The organism is Spirosoma migulaei, from assembly GCF_054776855.1.
The window spans coordinates 779,808-801,410 of record NZ_BAAHBG010000010.1 but is presented as its reverse complement, the minus strand read 5'-3'; the positions used below and the strand labels follow the sequence as shown (position 1 = coordinate 801,410).

Genomic DNA, 21,603 nt, shown 5'->3' with positions numbered 1-21,603 from the left:
ACCGCACTGCGGCTCCTCCTATTTTGCCTTCGCTGCCTACTAACCTACAGCCCGGAGGCCAAGCAGCAAACGGGCTACGCGCAACCGATGTATGTGGAGCAAACCGATCATTAACTCGCGGGAATCACTCTATCAAAGCTGTACCAAAGATACGCAGGCGTTCTATAATTGGTTTTAGACTCGTCTAAAAAAAATCTTTCATTGATTAAATGGCCGTTTTATGGGATTGGCCCTACTAAAAGTTGAATTTTGCGACCTTTGCACTATCCTTTGCGACCTTTACGTTTAAAAAATCCTATGACCGTAGAAAACAAAACCATCATTATTTCCGGTGCCTCACGAGGTATTGGTCGGGCAACCGCCTTGCTCTTAGCTGAACACGGTGCCAATGTCGTCGTAACGGCCCGCAACGTCGAAGAGCTACAACAACTCGAAAAACAAGCTGCTGAAGGCCACACGCGCGGTAAAATCGTAGCCGTACCCGGCGACGTTACCAGCGAATCGGATATGGAAGCCGTCGTAAAAACGGCCCTTGATCAGTTCAAGCACATTGACATCGTCATCAACAACGCGGGCTACGGGGTCTTCAGAAACGTTGACGAACTCACCGTCAGCGAGTGGGATGACCTGATGGCAACCAATGTAAAAGGTACCTTCATTCTAACCAAAGCCGCTTTGCCAAGCCTGAAAGCACAGGGTTCGGGCCATATTGTGGTAGTCGCATCGGACGTAGCCAAGCGCACGTTTGCGGGTGGGTCGCTGTATACCGCCAGCAAGTATGCGCAGGAAGCGTTCACCGGCGCGTTGCGGAAGGAAGTTCGGTCGTTTGGCATCAAAGTAACAGGCGTGTATTCTGGTCTGGTAGACTCAAATTTCCACGCGAAAGGCCATCGCGAGGATTCACGAGGCAGCTGGCTCCAAAACGAAGACATGGCCGAGTCGATGCTGTTTATCGTCAGCCGCCCGGCTCATGTGGTGATTGATGAGTTTATGGTGCACCCGTTGTCGCAGGAGTATTAATTTGGGGAGAAAAGGGAGGATGGAGGAACGGGAGAAAGGAAATGCTTAGATTCCTTTCTCCCGTTCGTGCTATTTATTCGGTTGGCCTTTTCAGAATTTCTCGCTCGAAGAAGATACGTTGCTCTTTGGGTAATTCATAAAGAGCTTTTTCATCGTTGTTGAAATTTAACCGACGGTATACATTAACGTATTTAGTCGTGATCTCAAAGCCAGTGTGATTTTGCAGCCATGTTTCTAAGTTGGCAAGCTCAGATTCGATAGTCTGGGGTTGTAAGTAACTTATGATTACCTTCTCTAGCTTATTAATCGCCATACTGGCATTTGGATTCAGTTCAATTGCTTTTTGGTAAGCTTTAATGGCTTTGATCTGATTGCCTTGCTGATTATAATTGATGCCTATATTATACCAAGCCTTTTCTGAAGAGGGATTTAACTGAATGGATTTTTGAAAAGCTTCAATGGCTTGCAAATGGTCACCTTGTTTTGCATAGGCAATGCCTAAATTACCCCAAACTCTTTCATCTCTTATATTTAGTTGAATTGCTTTTTTAAAAGAATTAATAGCTTCCAAGTAATCATTTGTTCGAGTATAAAGAACACCGAGATTATACCAAGTTTCTGCATGATGGGGCCTTAATTCAATTGCTTTGTGAAGAGCTTTAGAGGATTGAATATAGTTGCCGTGCTTACCATAAGCGATTCCAATATTATCCCAAGCTGTTGCATCATCAGGTTTTAGTTGAATCGCTTTTTGGAATGCCTCAATAGCTTGGAGATTATTATCTTTTCCGTTGCTATATATAACTCCCAGATTTATCCAATTCGATTTGTCAGTAGGTTCTAGATGAATTGCTTTGTGATATGCCTCGATTGCTTGATCATAATTCCCCAGCTTTTTATACGCTTCTCCAATATTACTCCAAACTAGTGCATCATTGGGTTTTAGCTGAATTACTTTCATATATGAATTAATAGATTGAATATAGTCGCCGTATCTGCTATATAAACTTCCTAAATTATACCAGGTTGATTCGTCACCAGAATTTAGCTGAGCCGCTTTTTTATAAGCATTAATAGCTTCTAGATAGTTATCCTGCTTACTATATGTGACTCCCAAATTATACCAAGCCATCTCGTAATCGGGCTTCAGTTGAATTGCTCTCTGGAATGCCTCAATAGCTAACGGATAATTACCTTGATCGTCACAATAAATTGCCCCTAGATTTGTCCAAATTATTTCATTGTTAGCTTCTATTTGAATTGCTATTTTATATGCTTCAACAGCTTGATCGTAGTTTCCTTGCTTTCTATAGACGTTTCCTAACTTAATCTGTTCCAAAGCTTTTATAGGTAAAGTTTTTTGTACAATTCCTAACTCCACCTGTAACTTCATCGCTCGGTCGCGAGCTTCCACTTCCAAGTATAGCTTTTGCTTTTTTAATGGTTCAACTTCGGTTAAGTATAGGTTTTCAAAGTGAAACTTCTGATTCTTGATTTCTTCGTGTGAATAACAGCGCGCTAAAAAGTCAATAAATAGGGCTGCTACACCCTCACGATGCTCCCCAATCTGGATCGCAATACGCAACAGAGGCTCCGATACGTCGTAAAGTTTATTTCGTCTATCTGTTGGGTCTGGGAGAGCATCAACCAAGTGCTGGCGTTGTAGCTCACTAAGTTGTTTAGTGAGAGAGGTGGTGGCAATGAAGCAGTTCTTAGCGATATCCGTGCCCTTTTGCGGTATATTTGCTAAAGCTAAATAATATAGAATCTTCTGCTGCTGAGTAGGTAAAAACCGGATAAACGTCTCATAATAAGGCTTGAGATCATTCATGGTTTTCATGAAAATTTTGGAGAGTTCAGCTAGTGTATCAGCTTTTAAAAACTCGTAGAACGTAACTAGCAGCCGGTGGTTTCCTTTTATCAGTTCATGAATTGCCCGAACCTGTGCCTGCCCTTTTCCGGCCAGATGCTCGATCATTTTTGGATTTTTCTCAATCTTGGCAAGATTTCTCAGTAACTCTAGGGACTCCTCGTAAGTGAGTTTTTTAAGTGTAATAGTGTAGAAGAACCCATAGAATGGACGGTCTTCACGGCCTAGGTCGGGGCTGGTGGCTTGAGCAGTGGCAATGATGCTGATACGATTATGGCGGTAGAGCCAGGCTCGAAGTTTTGATTGTCCATCTTTGCCTAAAGCTTCCAGAATAGTATCGAAGTTTTCGCTTAAAATTAGCAATGGCTTATCTTCTACAAAATCGCTGATGATATTTTCGGCTACGTACTCCTGGCGGCTTTCGGGCGTTTCGCGAAGTATGTTCAGTTGAGCTTCCAAGGCTGGCTTATCGGAATCATACCAGCGCATAAAGGCGTTGATGATTCGGATAAGAAAGTCGAGATAGCCGGAAATGCCGTATTCCTCCTCCGCAAAATAGGATACCACAATCGCCTTTTTCTCCACTAGATCATGAATACGGTAATACAGCACTCGCAGCATGTGCGTTTTGCCTGCACCGCGTGGCCCTACAATAAATACCTGATGATTCACCCCATTTAGGGCTATTTCGCGAGCGTACTGCTCCAGTAAATTCACTGTCTTCTGACGCCCCACCAGCATTTTTTCCAGAATATCGGGCTGCACGTTCTTGGCTCCGAAGCTGAGAAATGTACTGATGCCTTTATTGCCTACGCCTTGTTGAGTTTCCACCACTGTTTGATGAGGTTATATTTGAAGGCAAACTGCCGATTGTCATTTTCGTCGAACGTGCGGGTTAATAACTCATCCCGCCAGAGTGTCTCAAGGGCCATTTGTGTTTCGTGTTCCTCAAAGGGGAGTTCCCTTATCAACGTACTCTCGGCTAAGGGTGTTTGCGCTTTTGCCAGCGCCTTTAGACAACTGCGCATAACGTTGGCCGTAGTTTGAGGATAGTATGTTGTTAGGCGCTCGTCAAGCTGCTTGAAAACATCAAACGCACTACCCGTATCGGTTAATAGGGTTTTGATTGACTGTTCGATGGTTTGCGCAGAAATAAGACTATCATGATCAATCTGTATCGTTGCGAAAACGGCATTGATAAAGTAGGGCAGGTTGTTGCAGGCTTCCGTGATTTTTTGGAAGTAAGCCGGTTTGCTCATCCCCTTTTTACACTGGAAATTCCCCAGATACAGACACTCACAGAGAAAAGAAGCGTCTACATCACTCATGGGAGGCAGGCGAAATTTTTTCGTGTAATTTAATGGCTCACCCGTGTACTGAAATTCATGTTTCAGCTTTGCCAACACGACTTCCATCCCAATAGAACCACAAAAGATAAACCTAATACGATTGCTTTCCTTCATGGAGTAATGGATGGAGCGAAGTAGGTCTAAAAAGGCCATTGCATCCCGTTCTTTGCCAGTGCTGATCCAGTCCCATAGCATGATAGGTAGCTCGTCGAAAATAAGTGTCAGCATTTCTCCTCTCTCCGCTTGCCGGTCGGCTAAGTCTTCGATGCACGACCTAAAGGCAATATCCCATTTGCTACTGAATTCGGGCAGTGAAAAGCTGAATTCAACATCACTGTATTTTACGCTAGCCTTCGTTCCTGTAAACTTTTGGTAAAGCTCATGACACCGGTTCATATGCACTTTTAACCAGCCATATTTCTCTTTGCTTCGTAGTTCGTTCAGAAGGACATCGGTCAATGAGTTTACGCTCTGCTTCCCCTGAAAGATGAAATAGATCGCTTTATTTGGTTCATCATTTTCGACGCTCAGATAGGCTAATTTTTTTAAAACATAGTCTTGCCCATACGTCGAATGTCGTCAAGTACAATGCTTTGGCCTTCGAGTAGTGTCTTGAGTTGATTAATTTCCTTTGTGCGTCCAACAATTTTGTCAGGTGAGATAGTACCTGCGGTGGGGGTTAGTAGATATGGGCTCATATGGGTCTTATTTATTTCTCTGTAAATATAAGATGATTTTATCGTAAGATAAAATCATCTTATATTTATGTAGGCTTTACGATAAACCACAGACAGTATGCTTTTTGCTTGCTGTTCTTCCTGTGTTCAGACCAATTCCATAGAAATGAAGTCCACTCTTCTTGCATCTCTGTTCGCCCTTTCCAGTTTTCAGCTACTTGCGCAGTCGAACGTAAAGTCTAACTCAAAACGGTATTTCGGCCTGCATTTTGATTTTCATGCAGTTGCGACAGACTCATTAATAGGCCGAAACCTGTCTGAAAAAAGCCTTGATTCATTGCTCACAGCCGTTAAACCTGATTTTATTCAGATCGATTGCAAGGGGCATCCGGGTGTGTCGAGTTACCCGTCTAAGGTGGCGAATGCAACGCTGGCTCCGCATATCGTGAATGACCCATTAGCATTCTATCGGTCCGTTACGCGAAAACATGGTGTGGACTTGTACCTGCATTATTCGGGCGTGTACGACGATGCTGTCCTGGCGAAACACCCGAACTGGGCGGTTCAAAAAGCAGATGGCAGTATCAATGCATCGAAAACCTCTGTTCACGGCCCCTATGTCGATTCGCTGTTGATTCCGCAACTGAACGAGTTGGCCGACTATGGTGCCGATGGCGTTTGGGTTGATGGAGAGTGCTGGGCAACGGTGCTGGATTACTCACCAACGGCGCTGGCAAAGTTCCGGGCCGAGACGGGCATCCAAACTGTGCCGCGTTCAGAGAAAGACGCGGGCTTTGGCGCGTTAAAAGCCTTCGCTCGTCGGTCGTTTATTCAGTACATGGGGCATTATGTCGATGCCGTTCACCGCCACCGACCCACATTCCGAATTGCGTCGAACTGGGCCTATTCGTCCATGATGCCGGAACCCATCAACTCCAATGTCGACTTTCTTTCAGGCGATCTGACACCCAGTAATAGTGTGAACTCGGCGGCACTGGAAGGGCGGATTATGGCTGCGCAAGGCCAACTTTATCATAAACCTTGGGATTTGATGTCGTGGAGTTTCTGGTATGAATTCAGCCCGGTTCACCGACAGGGTGATCAGAAGTCGGCTGTTCACCTGATGCAGGAAGCGGCCGAAATCATTTCGCTCGGGGGCGGATTTCAGGCGTACTACCAACAGAGTCACGATGCGTCTATTGGGTTACGCGAACTGCCGGTTATGGCCGGGTTAAGTCGCTTTGTGCGAGATAGACAGCCGTTCTGCGAGGGCAGTGTGCCGGTGCCACAAATCGCCGTTCTCTATGCAAATTCGACGGTTAGCGCATTTAATCAGTCGCTGTTTGGCAACGGGCAAACGCAGCGGATTGGCGGGGTACTGACCGCTCTTTTAGATGCCCAGCTGCCCGTTGAGGTACTGTCGGAGCAACACCTTCGGGGCCGATTGAATCAGTATCCCGTTATCGTCGTATCGCAGCAGGACTCTCTCGATCCGGCATTTCGTCAGGAGCTTCTCGACTATGCTAAACAGGGTGGCCATTTGCTACTTGTGGGTGCCCAAACTACCCGATCGTTTGCGCACGAACTAGGTGTTGCACCCGCAGAAAAATTGGCGACTGGCCCTAAATGGGTACTGCATAACGGCGCATCGGTGGTGTTGACCGGTCCATTCCAGCCCGTTCGTATTACGGGTAAAGACACAAAACCCGTCGATCAATTCCTTAAATCGGAGGCCGACGGACCAGCACCGGGAGTAATTGCGACAGAAACGTCAGTTGGTCAGGGTCGATTAACGGCTGTGTATGCCGACCTGAGCCTCGATTATCAGAAACATCAATCGGCCAAACTGCGTGACTTTATCACATCTCTAACTCGGTCATTACTACCGAAGCCGGTGGTCGAGGTAAGTGGTTCGCATCTTGTGCATGTTGTCCTGAATCGACAACGTAACCGACTGGCCGTGAGCCTGATCAATACGGGTGGTCGCCACGCCGATCCGCAGGTCTTTACCTACGACGACGTTCCCGCGCTGACTAACCTGACTGTTCGGCTTCGTACCGATAAGAAGCCAAAGCGCATCGTGCAGCAACCCGAGAATCGAACTTTGCCGATTCGTTATGAAAATGGCATTGCGACTGTAACAGTGCCACAGTTGGCATTGCATTCAGTGCTGGTTGTGGAGTGAAGATGTATGATGTAGGATACATCCTATATCATACATCTCTATAACGTGTATTTCAACGCTACATTCACAATCCGGCCTTCGAGTGGTGCCCAGATGGGGCGGAAAGTGGGCTGTATCGTTGGGTTGTTGCCGAGTACGACGGTTTCGTAGTTAGCCTGTTTGATGTTGAACATATTTTCGGCGTTCGCGACCAGGCGCCAGTGGTCGTTGTAATGGTATTCGGCGGCTCCGGCGAAGAACCAGTAATTCGCTACTTTCTGGTTGTTGTAAAGATATTGTGTACCGACGTAGCTGGTTTCGATACCAAACCGGAAGTGGTCGTTTTCCCAGGCTACGGTCGTTGAGAATTTGTCCTGCGGTGCCAGCGGTAAATAGGTGTTATCAGTTGGACCGTCGCGCCAGGCGAGGGTGTGGTTGTAACCGAAATACAGTTCGTAAGCCTTGTATTCTAACCGAACGTAGGTGTCGGTTCCCAGGCTTAGAATGTTGTAAGGCGCGTTGATCAGTTGTGTATAAGCGCCTAGATTACTCGATGTGCTGGCAAAGGCCGATACCACCGGCGAATTGACGTAGGTGTAATACAACGCCTGGTCGACCTGAACCGAAAAGCCACTTTCGAACGATTTGGCATACGCAATATCAATATTGGCCCCAACGGACTTTTCTGCTTTCACTGTGTTCACATCAATGGGTAGCAAACGCGGAAAAATCAGACTAACATTCAACGCGCCGGGTGTTTGATTTACGAATAAATTGGGCGTTTTGTAACCCGTTCCAACGCTCAAACGCACGGTCCAGGGTTCGGCAGGTTTCAGCTTGACCGACAGCCGCGGCAACAGGAAACTGCCAAACGTATTGTGATGATCCAGGCGTAACCCGGCCTGTATGGCTACCTTTTCGCCCACTTGCCAATCGTCCTGTACAAACCCACCGATTGTTTGATACGTGTAGTCGACAAGCCGGGTGCTATCTGGGTTCTTGCGGAACGCTTCAACAGTCAGGTTAGCGCCAACAATAAGCTTATGCTTCCCGAATTGGGCAAGATCATTGCCTTCCAGGTAAATCGACGACTGCCGCCCATCCGATAGTTTCTGGTAATCGGTATTCTGCCGATGGAACGTACTGACGGCTCCTTTCAGCGTCAGCGTGTTTTGTTCCGACGTACTATGACTCGCGTCAAAATCAACGGTGTGGCGTTGCAGGTCGGTGATGTTCTGGTAGCCGTTCGGTTGAGCGCCTTCCAGAGCAGGTAGGTAGCCGCCTTCCCGGTGTTCCTTGATGAAGGCGTAGCCAAGGTTAAGTTTTGTCCGATCGGATGGAGTATAGAAAAACTTGGGATGGAAATTAAACTGCTTAATCTGCGGACTATCCGTAAACCCATCACCCGTTACATCGACAGCCTGTTGATTTGTATAACCCGTAAATAGCGTCAGGCCCGTTTTTCCGTAGCGCTGCGAATAATAGGCATTGAGGTTGGTTTCTTTCAGATTCGACCGGTTGAGCAGGGCCGTAAATTCGGGTTTCTCGGAGGTGGGCGATTTGGAGACGATGTTGATCATACCCCCAATGGCTCCTCCACCGTAGAGCGTTGATACAGAGCCTTTAAAAACTTCGATCTGCTTCAGATCGAGCGGTGGAATCTGCAGGACGCCAAGGTTCCCCGAAAATCCTTCGTACAAGGGCAGACCATCCCGTAAAATCTGCGTGTATTTGGGGTCAAGTCCCTGCATTCGAATGGCCTGATTACCATTAACGGCCGATGTTCGCTGAACGTGAATGATCGAAATGTCGCCCAGAATACTACTCACGTTTCCGGGCACTACCGCGCTTTCCTCATCCATGTCTTCCTGCCCCAGTACTTCGACCTTGATGGGTAAATCCTCGATGCGGGAGTTGGTGCGTGTTCCCGTTACAGTCACTTCGTCGATGGCTTCAACGACCGCTTTCAGCCGAAACACAAGCGTATCGGTCCCAACCGGTATCGAAAATTGTTCTGTTTCATAACCCACAGCACTCACGGTTAGGTTTTTAACATCGGCGGGTAAGTTGGTCATACGGGCAATGCCTGTAACGTCCGTAACGGCACCAATCACTGGCTTCGTAAGGGTACGAACCGTAGCGGCAATAACGGGTTCATGAGTTAGGCTGTCTTCGACCCGAACAATACGGCTGGTCTGGCCGAAAGCTGGCGCAATGGCCACAATGAATAGCGTAAAAAGAAGGATAACTTTCATCAGTACTTGCAGAATTTATCGGCAAGTAAAGGGTGAATTATGAAGAGAATTTGAAGAACGGCTTAAGGTCCAGCTAGAAAACGTCTTTGGTAGACGTTATCCATACAGGTTTTCGGCAACCCAAATAATTAGATAGGCGAATGGGGCCAGTAAAAACTGAGCTAGAATTGTGCCTAATACTCGGGCGAACAGAATCAGGATAATATAGCGTCGGAAATAGCCTTCACTGTATCGACCGGCTCCTACCTCATCAGCAAGCAGGGCGATAGTCGGATCAATAAAAAGTACGAGCATAAGCGTCGCAATTCCATTAATTAGTCCCGACATGGACGCGGCTGTTGAGCGTAGGCTTGGATTCAGATAGCCAGCATAAAGTGTTGCCAACACACTTATTGTGATAATAGCGTTGGCCAGTACATTGAGTACAAAAATAGAAAAAGGTACATTTCTATTTTTGCTAACAGTCTGCCAGTTAGCCTGATCAGGCCATTTCAAATACATTGGAATAGAGTGCATGACTCGGGGCGAAACGCTCCGAACGATCAACTTTCCGATCGAACGGTGATGGTAGTAGCTATCGACCGCTCGAGTCATAAGCCGCTGAAACGAGGGGAAAAATACCCCAGCCACCAGCGTAGCGAGTGTAGCAAAGCTAATAATCCACCGAAAATCTGCGATTTCATCAAAACGGCCCGCCCGAATATTTGTTTCAACAGTTTTGGCCAGTAATGGAGCCTGTAAGGTGTTTGCTAAGCGCGATACGAGCACCATAACATTGAAGAGCGCGAAGGAGACGGCCCAACGCAACGTTCGTAGGCCAACAATCCGCACACCGAGAGACAGGCTCGCTATTAGATGAATGACAAACGTAAGCAATGCCACCAGGGCAATCTGAGTACTCATCAATTAATAGGGTAAATCACGTTTGGGCCAGTCGAGCCGGAACCGTATCTGATCATACATCCAGTGACTTATTGGAGGAACAGGTTTCCCTTTTCTAAATAACTGATAGGCCAACTGATTTCTCTTTAAGCCGCGAATCACTTTGCTAACCAGATTCGATGATTTTTTTCGCACTAAAGTAAAGTACGACTTTTCAACGCTGCTCAGCGGCATCTGTTCTAATCGCTCATGCACATCAACAGGCAAAGCCAGCTGAAATTGAGCCTGCAATAGGCGTAGAGATTGCCGAATTGGATAAGTAAGCTGAAACCCTTCTGCCATATCCAGCAAAGCATGCCAGTTGATCGTAATGTCGGATTTTGTATAAATGACATAACTATCGGCTATCCAACGTATAGGGGGTGGTTCCGTTGTATTCCAGCCAAACCCGTGAACGAAATTGTGAAATAACTGATGGGTTGGCGATAGCGTATTTGTGAACAGACTGTTCGTTAGAGCCAGTGGCTGTTTTGATGCCCAGAATGAGGTATCTGCTCCCATGTAAGCGTGCTGAGATAAAACATTCCAGTGTAAATCAACATCCACTTTTCGAGTATCCCACAAATGCATGGCATGGTGTAGATGGCGGTATGTATACTCGAACTTGCTTGATTGTAGATCAAGAGGAGCTGCCAGAAGCACTTGTAAAGCCTGATCTGCCTCGGTAGTTGGTACTAGCACGTCCAGGTCATACATCAGCCGAACACCCATATCCTTGTAATACAGGAGTGAAAGCGGTATTCCCTTCAGTACAACCGTATCAATTTTCGCCTGATGCAATGTATTAATCACCTGCTTCATTTTCTCCAAAAAACGCTGGTTGGTCATCCAGGTGTACCGGTAAATACCTCGCAGGTGCGGAATCAGTGGATCACCGGACTTCTCCAGATTGCGGTACACTAGAGGCATCAACCGTTGCGAATCGCCATCGAGCGGATCGAAAATACTGGGTAGCAGGTTCTCATTGGTGGCTGTGAATTGGTCCAGCTGTCGGGCTTTTTTCCAGAGTTGCCAGCAAGAAAGTGCTTCGTTTGCCGGAAATAGGGCCGCTTTTAGTAAAAGAACCTGTTCAGGATGGATGTCGAATTGGGTAAAGCTGCGGGTCATAAGGAATTAGTGAATGGTGCGTCGATCAAGAGCGGCTTTCAAAATATGGGCAAACTCTTTCTGGTATTGTACCTGCGAGGCCAGGCCATTACGATGTAGGCGCCGGAGGGCTACTGTGCTGGGGAGCATGTGGTATTGCAGGCCAGCTTCTTTAGCACGAATAAACCAGTCGATAAAGTCACCGGTATGGTAGGCCGTATTGAACCGACCCGTTTTGTCAAACACCGACCGCCGGATCAGCATTGTTTGCTTTAACCAGCCGGGTTGTGGTTGTGGCGGGCAGCTAATGCCAGCCTGCACATCAGCTGGTAAGTCGGGACTGATAAATTGCCGGACATGCCCAAAACAAGCATCGACTGCAGGCTGACTTTGTAAATAAGCGATCTGCTGACGCAGCTTATCCGGAACCCAGACATCGTCGGCGTCCAGAAATGCAACCAGATCGCCCGAGGCCAGATCTATCGCTTCATTTAAGGTATACGCAACGCCCCGGTTTTCGCGCGTGTGTAATTGTATCAGAGAATTTTGGGCATAGGACGCTAATTTTTCAAGCGACGGATCGGTTGACCCATCGTTGATCACAATGATTTCATCGGCTTGACGAGTCTGTGCCAGGACAGACTCGATACATTCCACAACGTAGGGTGCCGCATTATACACCGGAATTACAACACTGATGGATAAACTCATTGGGTATCGGAATTTGGCGATTGTCGGAAATCAGCGAATTTGGGCAGGGTACGAACTCCCGCATCACTACGTCGTCTGTCGAGCGAGTATTTAATTGCTTTCAGTAATGTGCTTTTAACAAGGTCCTGATCGCGGGTATAGTTAGTATCATGATGGCGATAGAGCAGCATGACATCGTCTGTTGTTTGAATGTGTACACCCTGTTCTTTGGCCCGGTTATACCAATCCAGGTCTTCCCCAATTTTTAGCTCTTCGTTGAATAAGCCAATTCGGTGAAACACGTCAGTACGGAAGAGCCCTGCACCTAACAGAATATTCCAGACCGTTTGCGTTTGATCCGGGAAATGAAACCGTTCGGGATTGGAGCCATCCAGAAATACATACTGGGTTTTTCCAAATACGACTTCCAGCGATGGATCGGCCTCAAAAAGAGCTAGTTGGCGTGTTAATTTATAGGCCGGGAATAAGTCATCATTATCCAGAAACGTGACAAACTGCCCCCTGACGAAAGAAAAGGCGTTGTTACGGGCAGCAGCTGGTCCCTGGTTTTCCTGGCGATAGTATCGTACTACGGGTCCGAATGACTGCACAATAGCTGCTGACTGATCGGTTGAACCGTCGTCTACGCAAATGATTTCAACAGACTCGATTCCCTGATTCAGGACACTGGCAATTGCCTCCGCCACGAAACGCTCGGCATTATAAACCGGCATAATAACACTAACGAGTGGCTGGTTCATGAGTTGACAGGGATTGTAACGTGTTGAGAATTTGTTCCGGAATCTGGGTCAGATCAGTACCTGTCTCTAGCCAGAAAAGCGGCAGCTTGTGAACCAGTTGACTCATTTTCTGGAAGGTACGCTGATCGGCACGCAGGAGAGCAAGGGTGGATGGGGCCAGCGCTTTAAGGGCTTCGGCGGGCGTTGCTGATCGAATTGTAGTGGTTGTCGTGCCCGAGAAACGAGGGAGCATAATGGCTTTCAGCGGAAAACCCGCCGTGACAGCCTCCGGATAGTGTTGATGCAGATAGACCTGAAATTTTTGATCCAATGCTGCATCTGGATTAGCTACCAGTGGCTGAAAATGTGGGAAACGATGCAGGTTATCCACATTGAGCTTGGCAACATTGTACAAACTGTGTACAAACAAGGCCTCCAGGTCAATCATCACAAAATCATCACCAGCGTAGTGAAGAGCTGTGTTGATACAAGCCAGTGTACTGGTCGATTTTCCGGCACCACCGGCACCCGTCAGCAAAACCCCACCGGATACTGTGCCAACCGCCCCTGCGTGAACCAGCACATACCGACTCGTACGTTCCTGCCATTTGTGCAGTACATAACGAAACGGAAAACTTCGTTCCCACTCGGGCAATGTTGCCAAGTCGGTTCCCCACACAATGGCGATCTGTTCTGCATATGCTACCCAAGTAAATACGCCGGTATCCTGCTGGAAATAACCCGCGTAGCCATCTGTTAAGCCGTGAATCGTTCCATGCCCATCTGCCTGCTGCCAGTCCCAGCAGGGAGGGGGCAACATGATGGTCGACGTTTTATAGTCTATGACAAAAACGGTCAGATCTGCCGGGCTGGAAGGGATTTCCCGATGAGCAATGGCATTGGTGAAAAAATCAGCATGATTTGTTCCGATAAAAGCCACGTTTAGTGTTGTGCTTCCAAAATGGAATGAGCGGGCAGAGGGTTGCTGTCGATTTGACAAACAACGATCCAGAAGCTGTTGCGTAAACGCCTGAGCAGTTGGGAGGGCCGCTAGAGTTTGCATGGCTGTTATTTCTTAATGGGCCATCCTTCAACTGGGCTAACATCGTGGATTGGGTCAAGGGCCAGCAAATCAGCCATATCGGTATAAACCTCCAGAGTAGGGGGCGTAAACGGTTGTGGGTTCAGGGATATTGATGGGCTGTTAACGTTAGCAGGGATGCCCTCAAGAATTAAGCCTTCTGCTTCGAGTTGGTTCAGGAAATGGCTAATGGGCTGGCGGAGCGTTTCGGTATCAACTCCATATATACTGGTCAGATGAGCGAGTAGGGCTTCTGGAGAAAGACCCGATTCGAGCCCTTGCCAAACATGAAAGGAAGAATCGCGGAGGCTATAATAATGTCCCCGGCTCATGTTGACAATAATTACCTCGTTATCGAAATTTTCACTAACAATAGCAGGAGATATGATGTATTGGTTGACTATCATAACAAGTCGATGTAAGTAGGGATACGGTAGGGTTGTCAAAGGTAAGGAAGGAACAATTTAGTTAATGTGTCCAATTGTAAGATTTTGTTGAAAAATGAAGTCTCCGCTCAATAATGCACCTTACTCGATTATGAGAGTTACTTATGTATCTATTGATTAACCTCTAGGTTTGCATTATGAGTTACCAAGTTAATATAAATAAATGGGTGTTTTTAGCAGTATGATACTTATATTGTAGTTGTAAGCCGTAACGGTCTGCAATCTGTTTCACTAAAGCCAGTCCTAAGCCTGTCGAGTCGGGCCGGGCTGGGTTTTTAACAAATCGATTGAAGAGTTGACTCTCAGGGAAAGGGAGTGGATCGCCTGTATTGCAAATTGTTAGCTCATTTGTGGTTAAGTCAATATAAATGAAACCGCCAGCCGAGCCATGCCGTGCCGCATTTTTAAGCAGGTTAGTAACGAGCACGCTCGCTAGCTGCCGGTTTACATGTAGCAGTACACCAGGAGCGATTGACCGGTCAACTACCATGCTTTTGTGCTCGAAGAAGGGTTCATACTCATCAATGTGTTGAGTTACTAATGCGCTCAAATCCAGTGGCTCATCGGCCGAAAACTGATCATTCTCAACCTGTGCGAGCAGTAGGAGCGAACGGTTCAACTGACTTAGTCGGCTGAGTGCATCGGTGGCCCGTTGCAGGTGGGCGTGGTCAACTTCATTGAGCCGTTCCGACTGCATCAGGAAATCTAATTCTGCCGAGGCTACGGCCAGCGGTGTTTGCAGTTCGTGCGATGCGTTTTCGGTGAACTGTTTCTGCAACGAGAACTGTCGGCGTAGTTTCTGGGTGAGTTCGCTGAGTGACTGACTGAGCAAACTAAACTCCTGAACCCGACTTTCGGGAAAAGGCTGGTCGATGGCTCGATCGAGCCGGAAACTGCCGAGCTGATCAATTGTGGCATAAAATGGGCTCCACAATCGGCGGGATAGCCCCAAGCCTACGGGAACCGACAACGCCATAAGGATCAGTAAGCCAAGAATGATACCCACTGACATCTCGCGTGCTAGTTCATTGAACTCATAGTAAGGCTGCCGGACGGTTATCAGATACGTCTGTCCTTTTGCCGACACCGTTTGCCTGAGCTGGCGCATCTGAATCGGTTCATTATGATCTAACGAATCGAGCAGAACAATATCCGTAAATTCAGGGCAGATCGACGTTCGAGTGCGCTCAATGTGTGGGTTATCATCCCAATCAGAAAACTGATCGAAGGATTGATGCTGGAGCCGTTGCCTGGCTTGTTTTACTTCTGCCGTTAGAATCTCATCGACCTCGTGCCGGATTTTTCGGTGGATAAGCGCGTAAAATCCCACCGACCCAATCAGCGCAATAGCCAGTGCTGTTAGCAGCAGATAACGGGCGGTTTGATTAAGCAGACTCATGGCGTTCGGGTCGAGAAAACGTAGCCTGCACCGTAGCGTGTCTGGATATAATCGGGACAACCCGCGTTAATCAATTTCCGACGCAGATTTTTGACGTGGGTGTACAGAAACTCATGCGAGTCGGCAGCATCCATAGCATCGCCCCAAACGTGTTCGGCAATCGCCGATTTTGATAAGAGTCGCTCGGCATTCGTGACTAAAAACAACAGGAGCTCATACTCTTTGCCCGTTAATTTTAGATCGGTATCGTGGATGCTCACCCGCTGCTGGTCGGGCCAGAGCGTAATATCCCCCGCCTGCACCTGCGCCTGCCCACCAAACAGTCGTCGGCGAAGTACGGATCGTAGCCGGGCGTTTAATTCGGGCAGGTGAAAGGGTTTGGTCAGGTAATCATCGGCCCCAGCATCGAGACCCGTGAGTTTGTCGGCCAGAGCATCTTTAGCTGTTACGACAATAATGCCCGCCGTTGACTGCCGCCGTTTCAGCGCCCGAACCAGATCGAGGCCGTTTCCGCCGGGCAGCATCAAATCGACCACAATACAGTCGTAGTCATAGTCGTGAGCTTTTTCAGTAGCCTGCTGGTACGTGTCGGCCGTAGTGACTGTATACCCTTCACTTTCCAGATACTGGCATACGGCTTTCTGTAAATCAGGCTCGTCTTCGACTAAAAGAATTTTCATTCCGAAAAGTAGACTGTAGAATGAATAATGAATAATGTAAAATGGGTAATGAATTACCTGTTCATTCTGCATTCTGCATTCTGCATTGTTCATTCTACATTATTCATTATCCATTCTACATTATTACTGGCTCCACTCAGTAGGGGTACGATCCCAGCGGTGACCTTTCAATTCACGTAATAATTCAGGCGATAAACCAGCTCCATCACTCGCTGCGGTATTAGCCTCTACATTTCGAATCTGGCGCATACCGGGAATGGTCGTATGCACATCGGGATTGCTCAGGATGAAGCGAAGGGCCATTTCGGGCATGGTCATGCCGGCCGGGATAAGGGGCTTGAGGGCATCGGCATGGTCGACGCTGCTGTTCAGGTTCTCGGGCACGAAATAAGTCGAACGCCAGTCGCTGGCCGGAAACGTAGTTTCTTTCGTGAACGTGCCGGTAAGGGTGCCCTCATCGAACGGGACACGGGCAATGACGCCGATGTTCATTTCGCGGCAAAGTGGAAACAGATTATCTTCCGGATTCTGGTCGAAGATGTTGTAAATGACCTGCACCGCATCAATGAGCCCTGTGCGGATCGTGTTCAGGCAATTGTCTGGTTCCCAGCGATTCACCGAAACGCCCCACGCCCGAACTTTACCCTGCTGGGTGAGCTTCGTGACGGCTTCCTGCCATTCGTCGTGGTTGGCCCAACTGTCTTCCCAGACGTGAAACTGCTGCAAATCAATGGTTTCGACACCGAGATTCTTCAGACTTTTTTCGGTGTATTCTACAATGTAATCGGCCGGGAAGACATCTTCCAGTTTAAAATCCGGTTTCGATGGCCATTTACGATTTTTGGGTGGAATCTTGGTGGCGGCATACAACTGCTTGTCGGTGTTGTTTTTCAGTAGTTGATTAAGGATTTCTTCGCTAACGCCATCGGCGTAGGCCCAGGCGGTGTCGAAAAAATTGCAGCCCAGTTCAACGGAGCGTTGGAGGGCACGTAGCACTTCCTGTTTGTCGGAGCCAGTCCAGCCAGCGAGGCCCCACATACCATAGCCAATTTCAGAAACTTGCCAGCCCGTTCGGCCAAATGTACGGTAATTCATGAAGTAAGGGTTTTATTTAAACACAGAGCAGTGTACAATTTATCATTATACTACAAAGAACACTGCGTCATCAAAAGTATAAAGTAAGTTAGTGGGCGAATTACTAATAAAAAACTTAGTGTTCTCTTTCTCTCTGGGTTCAACTAGATACAAATCGTAAAAGACTATGCTGGTTCGTATTGTTCGTATGACGTTTCAGGAAGGTAAGCTCGCTGACTTTCATGCCATTTTTGATGCTTCCAAACAGCACATTCGCTCATTTCCGGGCAACTGTCATCTGGAGCTTCTACGCGACCCCGACCACCCCAATGTCCGGATGACCTATAGCCTGTGGTCATCGGCCGAAGCGCTCGAAGCCTACCGACAAAGCGATCTGTTTCGTACGACCTGGGCAGCAACAAAGGCCTTATTTGCCGAGCGGACAGTGGCCTTTTCGGGCGAAAAACTGGAAGAGGTAATCCCTTTTGACCGTATGAGTAAAATCACTTAGTGAATGTCTTCTCCATACCGAAAAACTAACTGTTAACTTCTCATGAGTCGCTGGCTATCTGTCGTTTATCTGACTATCTGCCTGCTGAATGGGCTGGCCCCACAGGCGTTTGCCCAAACTGCCACGACTACACTAACGGGCTCCGTAGCCGATGCCACTACCGGCAAACCAATGCCCTTCGCCAACGTATATCTGAACGGGAGTACGCGCGGCACATTGACCAATGAACAAGGCTATTATTCGCTCACGGGTGTACCACTGGGTACCGTAGAGATTGTGGCTTCTTTTGTTGGCTACCAACCCCAACGGGCCTCTTTACGCTTAACAACTGGCCAGGAGAACAGAGCTAATTTTCGCCTGAAACCAAGCGATCAGACCCTGCTTACCGTAACCGTTCGTGGCAATCAGAAGAAATGGGAACGGCACCTCAGGCAGTTTAAACGACAATTGCTCGGGGAACCCTTTGGGAGCCAATGCCTGATTCTGAATAGCGATGCGCTTAGTTTCAACGAAGAAGATGGTCATCTGAAAGCAACGGCTACTGAGCCAATTCTAATTGAAAACCAGGCATTAGGGTATAAATTAAGGTATGAGCTCCTGTATTTCGATGGGTCGTTCAAACGAGTGTTCTATGCAGGTACGGTACATTTTGACGAGATGAAAGCTGCTGATGAACGGCAGGCAAAACGCTTCCGACGGAACAGACTATTTGCCTACAAAGGCTCAACCCGGCATTTAATGGCCAGTTTAGTTGATGGTAACTACGAACGGGAAGGCTTTATGGTGTATCAGGAAAATCCGGATGTATTGCCGATGAGAACAATCTCCAACCGTATCGTTTTGGCTGGTTCTATTGCTACAGATACGACGAAAGGCCATCTGAAACCCTTAAAAGTAAAGGAATTAATACAGCCGGGGCGCTTGCCGTTTGAGCGACGATTACTATCGGATAAAACACTGATCGTTTTTTATACAAATGCAACCTCGTTCTATTCGCCCTATTCAGATGCACGCTATGCCTATTCAGAAATTAAACTACCTACTGGCGAAATACAACTGACAACAGATGGGACCATTACAATGCCGAATGGTATGGTTGCATCGGGATCATTATCTGACGACCGCCTATCCACAATGTTGCCTGCCGATTGGCAACCACCGAAACCAGATGCTGATCCGACAACCAGCACAACTGCTACAGTCGCGCAGGTGACTCAGGGGAAATTTCTGCTGCCCGACGCCCGACAAAAGCGGATCGCAACGGCATTTAATGAACGGTTCCAGGCATTGGCACCGATTCTGTTTGTACACAACGATAAACCCTTTTATGCCACTGGCGACCGGATGTGGTTAAGTGCTTATCTGCTCGATGCCGCCACAAACCGCCGTCCCCTGGGTGAAACTGCTATCCATGTTGACTTGCTGACACCCAGTGGGAAACTGGTACAACATCAGTGGCTACGCGTAGCCGATGGCCGTGCGGCAGGCAATTTTCGGCTATCAGATTCTTTGGTCTCTGGTACGTATCGGTTGAGGGCTTATACCGATGAAGACGATGGGCAGCGTCGGCCTGCTTTTGAACGCACGATTGCCATTACTAATCTGTTTCAGAGCACCCCTCCCAAAGGAGTTGACTCCGAGTCCAAACCGTTGGATGTTCAGGTACTGCCCGAAGGTGGACGATGGATAACGGGACTGCCAGCCCGATTAGGCATTAAAGTCACAGATTCGGAAGGCCATGGAATACCGGCCTCAGGGTTGGTTGTGACAAATGAGGGTAAAGAGGTTTGCCACCTGAACATCAACCCGTATGGAATGGGTAGTTTTAGTATGACGCCCGAAGCTGGTAAAAAGTATTATGCTGATGTAGTCTATAATAATCAACACCAGGTTGTTCTGCTCCCTCCGGCTGAATCCGAAGGCCTCGTGCTGTCAGCTGATGCTGTTAGCGATACTAATCTACTGGCTTTAACGATTACGGGTACCAATAGGCCGTCAATTGATTCCGTTTACGTGTTGTTTCAGCAACAGGGGCGCTTGTTCGACCAACGGAAAATCCTGTTGCAAAACGGACTGGCGCGCGTTACTTTACCAACGGAGCCCTTTCCCCCCGGTCTTGTTCAGATTACATTGTTCGACGCAGCGGCCCACCCGCAGGCTGAACGCTTGGTATTTATAAGCGAGCAGTTGTTGCCTGTTCGGGTACTCATCGAGTTAAATAAACCGCACTATCAACCCCGGGAACGGGCAATTCTGAGTATCAACCTGAATGACGAGGGATTACCTGCTATGGCTGCCCTGTCGGCGTCTATTACCGATGCTGGACAAGTCCCTGAGGATACCGCTGCGGCTACGATTAAAACACACATATTGCTGACGGGCGAACTACGTGGACGCGTCGAATTTCCTAATTTTTACGTGAAAGACAACTCACCCGAAACACGCCGGGCCACCGATGATCTGCTGCTAACGCAGGGTTGGCGCCGAGTGAGTGGTACGCCCGCTACTGAACTGATGGGCGGAGTATCGTTGATGGGACGAGTGCTGAACGCAAAAAATCAACCTATTTCGGGAGCACAGGTCATGGTAGCGTCTACGGTGGCAGAACATTCATTCGTGCGGTCAGCAGGAACGAATGATAAGGGGCGGTTTCGGCTGGCCGGTCTGGAGATTGCCGATACCATACAATTGATGACCCAACTCGCGGATCACCAACTGAAAAACTTTGCGGATAAAGATGCGCATCTGATTCTGGAGGGACCGTGGGTATCGTGGCAAGTCGATACCGTGAATGTGCATTCCAATTGGGCTATGTTGCATGCCCAGTTAGAGGCTGCCCGGCGTCGCCAGGAAAATGATAGCGATCTATATCGGGATAAAACGGCCAAGCTTTTGAAGGCCGTAACCGTGCGGGCAAGAAAACTGGATGACCGGCCTGGCGATATTCAGCGGTCGAGCTTACACAGTGAAGCCGACGCTACCCTTACGTTTGATGAAACATCGCCCCGATTCGCTAACCTCTACGAAATGATGCGGGGGAGAGTAGCGGGAGTAAACATTACACAACAACCTTTAACCGGTAGCTATCAAGTCGTTATTCGGGGCGTTGGTACACTGAAGAGTGGCTCCCAACCCCTGTACTTGCTCGATGGTATGACTATTCAGGATAACGATGGTACGGCGCTGCTTTCGTTCAATCCGGGTGATATTGAGCGCATTGAAGTATTGAAAAATGGTGGTACTGCGGGTATCTATGGCGTTCGGGGTGGTAATGGCGTCATTGCTTTTTACACGAAACGATTCCGGCCTGATCAACAAAAAAGCGCAGCAAAAGGGGGAATGAAACCCTTACAACTTATTGGCTACGCGTCGGTTCAGCGGGAGTTTTATTTGCCAAAATATGCTACCGAAACGCAGCCGGGTACGTTATCGGATCGGATTGATCGCCGGGATGTACTCTACTGGAAACCTCTGATGCAAACGGATAGCCAGGGACACAGTCAGTTGATATTTCCGTTGTCGGATGTTGTTCGCACAGTACGCGTGACCCTACAGGGGATCACGGATACAGGCCGACCGATAGCCGTTACCAAACTGATTCAGGTGCAATGAGCAACTG

General features: G+C 48.0%; 17 protein-coding genes. 4 read left to right on the top strand and 13 right to left on the bottom strand.

Annotated elements, in window-relative coordinates; genetic code table 11:
- Nucleotides 1-297 precede the first annotated feature (297 nt).
- Nucleotides 298-1,020, top strand: coding sequence for an SDR family oxidoreductase (locus ACYVGO_RS13850; RefSeq protein ID WP_460969764.1), 723 nt, complete (start codon nt 298-300; stop codon nt 1,018-1,020).
- Between the two features lie 73 nt (nt 1,021-1,093).
- Here ACYVGO_RS13850 and ACYVGO_RS13845 read toward each other — a convergent pair whose 3' ends face one another.
- The 3 genes from ACYVGO_RS13845 to ACYVGO_RS13835 form a co-directional block, all read right to left on the bottom strand.
- Nucleotides 1,094-3,721: a tetratricopeptide repeat protein gene (locus ACYVGO_RS13845; protein ID WP_460969763.1), complete on the bottom strand. Its 2,628-nt coding sequence runs from the start codon at nt 3,719-3,721 to the stop codon at nt 1,094-1,096.
- Nucleotides 3,700-4,698: an ATP-binding protein gene (locus ACYVGO_RS13840; RefSeq protein ID WP_460969761.1), complete on the bottom strand. Its 999-nt coding sequence runs from the start codon at nt 4,696-4,698 to the stop codon at nt 3,700-3,702. The genes ACYVGO_RS13845 and ACYVGO_RS13840 overlap by 22 nt, the downstream gene beginning before the upstream one ends.
- An 86-nt stretch (nt 4,699-4,784) precedes the next feature.
- On the bottom strand, nt 4,785-4,937 hold the full coding sequence (locus ACYVGO_RS13835; RefSeq protein ID WP_460969760.1) for a hypothetical protein: 153 nt from the start codon (nt 4,935-4,937) through the stop codon (nt 4,785-4,787).
- A gap of 145 nt (nt 4,938-5,082) precedes the next feature.
- Between ACYVGO_RS13835 and ACYVGO_RS13830 the strand changes: the two genes are divergently transcribed.
- On the top strand, nt 5,083-7,101 hold the full coding sequence (locus tag ACYVGO_RS13830) for a hypothetical protein (RefSeq protein ID WP_460969759.1): 2,019 nt from the start codon (nt 5,083-5,085) through the stop codon (nt 7,099-7,101).
- Nucleotides 7,102-7,139: 38 nt separating this feature from the next.
- Here ACYVGO_RS13830 and ACYVGO_RS13825 read toward each other — a convergent pair whose 3' ends face one another.
- The 10 genes from ACYVGO_RS13825 to ACYVGO_RS13780 form a co-directional block, all read right to left on the bottom strand.
- Nucleotides 7,140-9,335, bottom strand: coding sequence for a TonB-dependent receptor (locus ACYVGO_RS13825; RefSeq protein ID WP_460969758.1), 2,196 nt, complete (start codon nt 9,333-9,335; stop codon nt 7,140-7,142).
- Between the two features lie 96 nt (nt 9,336-9,431).
- The gene (locus ACYVGO_RS13820) at nt 9,432-10,238 is read right to left on the bottom strand and encodes a lipid II flippase family protein (protein ID WP_460969757.1); all 807 of its coding nucleotides are present in this window, start codon (nt 10,236-10,238) and stop codon (nt 9,432-9,434) included.
- A 3-nt stretch (nt 10,239-10,241) separates the two neighbouring features.
- Nucleotides 10,242-11,384 carry a nucleotidyltransferase family protein gene (locus ACYVGO_RS13815; RefSeq protein ID WP_460969756.1) on the bottom strand — a complete coding sequence of 381 codons (1,143 nt, stop codon included), beginning with the start codon at nt 11,382-11,384 and terminating at the stop codon, nt 10,242-10,244.
- Between the two features lie 6 nt (nt 11,385-11,390).
- Nucleotides 11,391-12,074, bottom strand: a complete 684-nt coding sequence (locus ACYVGO_RS13810) for a glycosyltransferase (protein WP_460969755.1) — start codon at nt 12,072-12,074, stop codon at nt 11,391-11,393.
- On the bottom strand, nt 12,071-12,814 hold the full coding sequence (locus ACYVGO_RS13805; RefSeq protein WP_460969754.1) for a glycosyltransferase family 2 protein: 744 nt from the start codon (nt 12,812-12,814) through the stop codon (nt 12,071-12,073). The genes ACYVGO_RS13810 and ACYVGO_RS13805 overlap by 4 nt, the downstream gene beginning before the upstream one ends.
- A complete protein-coding gene (locus ACYVGO_RS13800) occupies nt 12,795-13,856 on the bottom strand; it encodes a hypothetical protein (protein ID WP_460969753.1) in 1,062 nt (353 codons plus the stop codon). The genes ACYVGO_RS13805 and ACYVGO_RS13800 overlap by 20 nt, the downstream gene beginning before the upstream one ends.
- 5 nt (nt 13,857-13,861) lie before the next feature.
- On the bottom strand, nt 13,862-14,281 hold the full coding sequence (locus tag ACYVGO_RS13795) for a PqqD family protein (RefSeq protein WP_460969752.1): 420 nt from the start codon (nt 14,279-14,281) through the stop codon (nt 13,862-13,864).
- Between the two features lie 181 nt (nt 14,282-14,462).
- Nucleotides 14,463-15,719: a sensor histidine kinase gene (locus tag ACYVGO_RS13790; RefSeq protein WP_460969751.1), complete on the bottom strand. Its 1,257-nt coding sequence runs from the start codon at nt 15,717-15,719 to the stop codon at nt 14,463-14,465.
- Complete coding sequence (locus ACYVGO_RS13785) at nt 15,716-16,399, bottom strand: response regulator transcription factor (RefSeq protein ID WP_460969750.1); 684 nt, start codon at nt 16,397-16,399, stop codon at nt 15,716-15,718. The genes ACYVGO_RS13790 and ACYVGO_RS13785 overlap by 4 nt, the downstream gene beginning before the upstream one ends.
- Before the next feature lie 123 nt (nt 16,400-16,522).
- A complete protein-coding gene (locus ACYVGO_RS13780; RefSeq protein ID WP_460969749.1) occupies nt 16,523-17,494 on the bottom strand; it encodes an aldo/keto reductase in 972 nt (323 codons plus the stop codon).
- 166 nt (nt 17,495-17,660) lie between these two features.
- On the opposite strand from ACYVGO_RS13780, the gene ACYVGO_RS13775 reads away from it, so the two are divergent.
- Entirely contained in the window at nt 17,661-17,984 is a 324-nt protein-coding gene (locus ACYVGO_RS13775; protein WP_460969748.1) for a putative quinol monooxygenase, read from the top strand.
- Between the two features lie 42 nt (nt 17,985-18,026).
- Entirely contained in the window at nt 18,027-21,596 is a 3,570-nt protein-coding gene (locus tag ACYVGO_RS13770) for a carboxypeptidase regulatory-like domain-containing protein (RefSeq protein ID WP_460969747.1), read from the top strand.
- Nucleotides 21,597-21,603: the final 7 nt, after the last annotated feature.